The organism is Jatrophihabitans sp., from assembly GCF_051960575.1.
GTDB lineage: Bacteria > Actinomycetota > Actinomycetes > Mycobacteriales > Jatrophihabitantaceae > JBQCEE01.
Window position 1 is genome coordinate 1 of the sequence record NZ_JBQCEE010000238.1, and the last position, 4,646, is coordinate 4,646.

A 4,646-nucleotide genomic window follows, 5' to 3' on the forward strand; every position below is an offset into this window, starting at 1 on the left:
CTCATGCCCGCACCATCCCCGACGCGAGCGCACCGTTCTTGCGGTGCTCGTGGAACGACAGGATCTGCAGCTCGGCGGCGAGGTCGACCTTGCGGACGTCGACGTGGCCCGGCACCGACACGACGGCCGGGGCGAAGTTGAGGATGCTGCTGACGCCGCACGCGACGACGCGGTCGCACACCTCCTGGGCCGCGGCCGCCGGCACGGCGAGCACCGCGATCGCGATCCGGCACTCGGCCACCACGGCGGGGAACTCGTCGAGGTGCCGCACGCGCAGGCCACGGACGACGGTGCCGACCCGGTTGGGGTCGACGTCGATCAGCGCGGCGATGCGGAACCCGCGGGACGCGAACCCGCCGTACCCCGCGAGCGCCTGGCCGAGGTTGCCGAGGCCGATGAGGGCGACCGGACGGTGCTCGGTCAGTCCGAGCGTCCGCGACAGCCGCTCGACCAGGGTCGCGACGTCGTAGCCGACACCCCGGATGCCGTTCGAGCCGAGGAAGGACAGGTCCTTGCGCAACGTGGCCGAGTTCACGCCCGCGGCGAGCGCCAGTTCGTCCGACGAGACGGTGCCGATGGGGGTCTCGTCACCGTTCGTGAGAACTCGCAGGTAGGTCGCGAGCCGGGCGACGGTCGCCTCGGGGATGGCGCGGACGTCGGGCGAGGCGGCCAGTGAGCGGCCGTCGACCGACAGGGACGGACCGGTGACGGCAGCGGCCGCCGCGCGGTGCCCGGCAGCGGCGACGGCGGGCGCGCGACGGTCGTCTCGCGATGCGGTCATCGACACCTCGACGGACTCGATGGCAGGCCGCCGAGGGCCGGCTACATCCGTGTGGTAGGGGCTGGAACAACATCGGACGGTACGCCGCTCGTGAAAGTTTTCCCAAATCGTCTCGGCCGTGCTATGACCCGCAGATGACGGCCGTCCGACGCCGTCGAGCGGTCCTGTCGACTACTTCTTCAGCGCCTTGCGGAAGCGTCGTTCCTCGACCCGCCAGAAGCCGTGCTCCTTGCCGTCGACGAGGATCACCGGCACGCGGTCTGAGTACTCGTGGCGCCGCGCGTCGTCGGCGTCGACGTCCAGCGTCGTCCAGGCGAACCCGAGTTCGGCCGCGAGCCGGGCGACGGTCTGCTCGGCCGTCTCGCAGAGGTGGCAGCCGACGCGGGTGATGACCGTGACGGTGTGGTCCCGCGGCGCCATGACCCCATTCTGCTCGGCGCCTCGCCGACGCCCCGCTGACCACGGAGAAAAAGGGCGAACTCACGGGGTTCTCACGGCGCGTGTCAGCAGTTACACTAGATGCCTACCTCACACGCGTTTTACGCCAGCCGAAGGGCGCCCCATGCCGGTCCCCCCACCCGCGGGTACGCCTGCGCGCGGTGCCGGCGACCGTGGGCGCAGCACCGGCTGGACGCCCGGGCTCGAGCGTCTCGCCGCCCTGATCAACGAGGTACTGACCGGTCAGGTGACGCCCGCCTTCGCGGGCATCGGTGGCCTCCGCATGGACGTGCTCGACTCGCCGTCGGCCGCCCGTGCCACCCGCCCCCGCCCGCGGCCCCACCCGCACCCCGCCTCGGCCACGCACCCGGTCGGATCGACCGGGGAGCCGGGCCCGTCGCCCACCGGCATCGACGACGACCACGTCGAGACCTGGCGTCTCGTGCAGCTCGCGCAGGGCGGCGACGGCGAGGCCTTCGGCCAGCTCTACGACCGCTACTTCGACATGGTCTACCGGTTCATCTACTACCGGGTGAACGACCGCGCGCTCGCCGAGGACTTCACGAGCGAGACGTTCCTGCGGGCCCTGCGCCGCATCTCGACGATCACTTACCAGGGACGGGACATCGGCGCCTGGTTCGTCACGATCGCGCGCAACATCGTGCTCGACCACGTGAAGTCCGCGCGCAACCGGCTCGAGGTCACCACCGGCGACACGATCGAGGGCGACGAGCGGGCCCAGTCGACCGAGTCCGCCGTGCTCGAGGTGCTCACGTCCGAGCGGCTCATGCAGGCCGTGCGGCAGCTCGGCGACGAGCAGCGCGAGTGCGTGATGCTGCGGTTCATCCAGGGTCTGTCGGTCGCCGAGACCGCGCAGATCATGGGCAAGAACGACGGTGCGATCAAGGCGCTGCAGCACCGCGCCGTGCGCAAGCTGGCCGACCTGATCGGCAGTGACCTGTCATGAAGATCCACAGCGCTTTCGGGCGTAACCCCTCGGCCCTCCGGTCGTTGACAGGGGTGCAGGCCGCGCACGCGGGATCGACGACAGGGATGGCACGGGGTACTCGGGATGGCGCAGATGGGTGAGCATCGCGTGCCGTTGCTGGGTTCCCGCCGGTTCGAAGACCCCGCGCGGTCGTCCGACCCGACGATCCGCGCGATCGTCGCGCAGCTGCAGACGCTCGACCCGGTCCCGCCGCCGCGCGCCCACTTCAAGGCGGAGCTGCGCGCGCAGCTCGTCGCCGTCGCGCCGCGCCTGGTGGCCGAGGGCGTCGCCGCCGAGACCTCGGCCGCCCCGGCCGCGACCGTCGCCCGCGCCTCGCTGAACACCCAGGCCGCCGCGGAGGAGTCGACCCGCCGCCGCTCGTTCTTCGGGCGCCCGCTCGCGATCGTCACCGCCTGCGTGGCCCTGCTCGGCATCCTGCTCGGCGGCGCCACCGTGCTGAGCCGGCACGCGCTGCCCGGCGACACGCTCTACTCGCTCAAGCGCGCCAGCGAGAACCTCGAGCTCGCCACCGCGTCCAGCCCGGGCGACAAGGCTGCCGACCTGCTGTCCTTCGCGACCAACCGCACCAACGAGGTGCTGGCCCTGCTCGCCGACGACAACGCGACGCCGAACAACCCGGCCAGCGTCAGCCCGGGCACCGCCGCCCTCGTCCGCTCGACGCTGTCCGACGCCGACAGTGAGCTGCGGCAGGCCTCGCGGGCGATGAGCGCCCTCGCGGTCAGCCGACACTCCGGCGCCCCCCTGCAGGCGCTGCTGCGCTGGGCGCCGGGCCAGCTCGCCCGCTTCCAGGACATCCTCGACCGCCTGCCGTCCGGCCCGCTGGCCGACCGCGCCGACGCGTCGCAGCAGCTGGTCGAGCAGGCTCGCTCGCAGGCCGCCCGCCTCGCCGCGGTCGCCGGCTGCGCCACCCCGACGACGAGCGACAGCAACGGCCTCGGCCCGATCCCGGTCAGCGGGTGCGGCTCGGTCACGCCGCCCGGCGTCGGCACGCCGGCCCCGACCTCGGTGCCGACCACGTCCGCGCCGCGGGGCACCCACTCGGCGCCGGCCGGCACGCACGGCACGACGCCGGTGACGGTGCCGTCCGGCGGTGGCGCCGGCACCGGCGGTGGCCAGGGCGGTGCGACGAGCACCACGCCGGCGCCCGCAGGGTCGACGACGACCGGCAACGGCGGCCTCCCGTCGCTGCCCCTGCCGCTGCCGACCGTCCCGACGACCATCCCGCCGGTGAAGGTGCCGACCGTCAGCACCGGCTCGTGCGGCATCACGGCGGGCGTCCCCGGCCTCGGCCTGACGCTCGGCCCGTGCGGCATCTCGGCGAACATCGGGCACTGAGGAGCGGGCGCACCACGTCCACGTCCAGCGTTCGCTGAGACGTCGCCCAGCGGTCACGGACGGTAGCCCCGCGGTACCACGCGCGCCCCTAGGCTGGTCGCGTGCATCCCGACGACCCCGTTCCCCCGGCCCGGCCGGAGGTCGACGGCGCCGCCGCGTTCTTCGACGTCGACAACACCATGATGGTGGGCGCGTCGATCTACCACTTCGCGCGGGGCATGGCCGCCCGAGACCTCTTCACCTGGCGCGACCTCGCCCGCTTCACGGCCCGGCAGGTGCGGCTGCGGGTGCAGGGCGAGCACCCGGACGACCTGCAGAAGAGCCGCGAGTCGGCGCTCGCCTTCGTCGCCGGCAAGCAGGTCGCCGAGATCGTCAGCCTCGGCGAGGAGATCTACGACGAGGAGATGGCCGACCGCATCTGGGCCGGCACACACGCGCTCGCCCGCGGGCACCTCGAGGACGGCCGGCGCGTGTGGCTGGTCACCGCGACGCCGGTCGAGCTGGCCACGATCATCGCCGACCGGCTCGGACTCACCGGCGCGCTCGGCACCGTCGCCGAGAGCGAGGACGGCGTCTACACCGGACGGCTCGTCGGCACGGTGCTGCACGGCGAGGCGAAGGCGGCGGCCGTGCGCGAGCTCGCCGCGCGGGAGGGGCTCGACCTCGCCCACTGCTGGGCGTACTCCGACTCGATCAACGACCTGCCGCTGCTCTCGCTCGTTGGCCATCCCGTGGCGGTGAACCCCGACTCCGCGCTGCGGGCCGAGGCCCGCGAGCGCGAGTGGGAGATCCACGACTTCCGCACCGGACGCAAGGCGGCGAGGATCGGCATCCCGACGGCGCTCGGCCTGGGCGCGGCCGTCGGCGGCGTCGCGGCCGGCCTGTCGGTGCGGCGTCGCATCGCCGCCGACGCGACCCCCGCCGCGGTCAGCGCGGTCGGCTCCGCCAGCGCCTGGGCCGTCGCCGCAGCCCGCCGCCGCGCGCTGCACCCGCGCGCCGCCTGACCCCGCGCCCGTCCCGCACCGTCCGGACAGCGCGCTGCGTCCGGATCTTCATGGCCCAGCCGGGTCCCGACCCACTCAG

General features: G+C 73.7%; 5 protein-coding genes. 3 read left to right on the forward strand and 2 right to left on the reverse strand.

All coding sequences use genetic code 11. The annotated features are described in order from the left end of the window. Position 1: 1 nt before the first annotated feature. On the reverse strand, positions 2-781 hold the full coding sequence (locus ACTHMS_RS13085) for a redox-sensing transcriptional repressor Rex (RefSeq protein ID WP_440307108.1): 780 nt from the start codon (positions 779-781) through the stop codon (positions 2-4). A 171-nt stretch (positions 782-952) separates the two neighbouring features. Then, complete coding sequence (locus tag ACTHMS_RS13090; protein ID WP_440307109.1) at positions 953-1,201, reverse strand: glutaredoxin family protein; 249 nt, start codon at positions 1,199-1,201, stop codon at positions 953-955. 142 nt (positions 1,202-1,343) lie between these two features. On the opposite strand from ACTHMS_RS13090, the gene ACTHMS_RS13095 reads away from it, so the two are divergent. The 3 genes from ACTHMS_RS13095 to ACTHMS_RS13105 all read left to right on the forward strand — a co-directional run bounded on the left by ACTHMS_RS13095 (position 1,344) and on the right by ACTHMS_RS13105 (position 4,567). Continuing rightward, a complete protein-coding gene (locus tag ACTHMS_RS13095) occupies positions 1,344-2,186 on the forward strand; it encodes a sigma-70 family RNA polymerase sigma factor (RefSeq protein ID WP_440307110.1) in 843 nt (280 codons plus the stop codon). A 114-nt stretch (positions 2,187-2,300) separates the two neighbouring features. Continuing rightward, positions 2,301-3,563 (forward strand): DUF5667 domain-containing protein, encoded by a 1,263-nt coding sequence (locus tag ACTHMS_RS13100; RefSeq protein ID WP_440307111.1) that lies wholly within the window; start codon positions 2,301-2,303, stop codon positions 3,561-3,563. Positions 3,564-3,664: 101 nt separating this feature from the next. After that, complete coding sequence (locus tag ACTHMS_RS13105; protein WP_440307112.1) at positions 3,665-4,567, forward strand: HAD family hydrolase; 903 nt, start codon at positions 3,665-3,667, stop codon at positions 4,565-4,567. Positions 4,568-4,646 lie beyond the last annotated feature (79 nt).

Excerpts from the sequence above, each read along its gene's own strand:
- ACTHMS_RS13085 (WP_440307108.1), bottom strand. The coding sequence starts at position 781 with ATGACCGCATCGCGAGACGACCGTCGCGCGCCCGCCGTCGCCGCTGCC.
- ACTHMS_RS13090 (WP_440307109.1), bottom strand. The coding sequence starts at position 1,201 with ATGGCGCCGCGGGACCACACCGTCACGGTCATCACCCGCGTCGGCTGC.
- ACTHMS_RS13095 (WP_440307110.1), top strand. The coding sequence starts at position 1,344 with ATGCCGGTCCCCCCACCCGCGGGTACGCCTGCGCGCGGTGCCGGCGAC.
- ACTHMS_RS13100 (WP_440307111.1), top strand. The coding sequence starts at position 2,301 with ATGGGTGAGCATCGCGTGCCGTTGCTGGGTTCCCGCCGGTTCGAAGAC.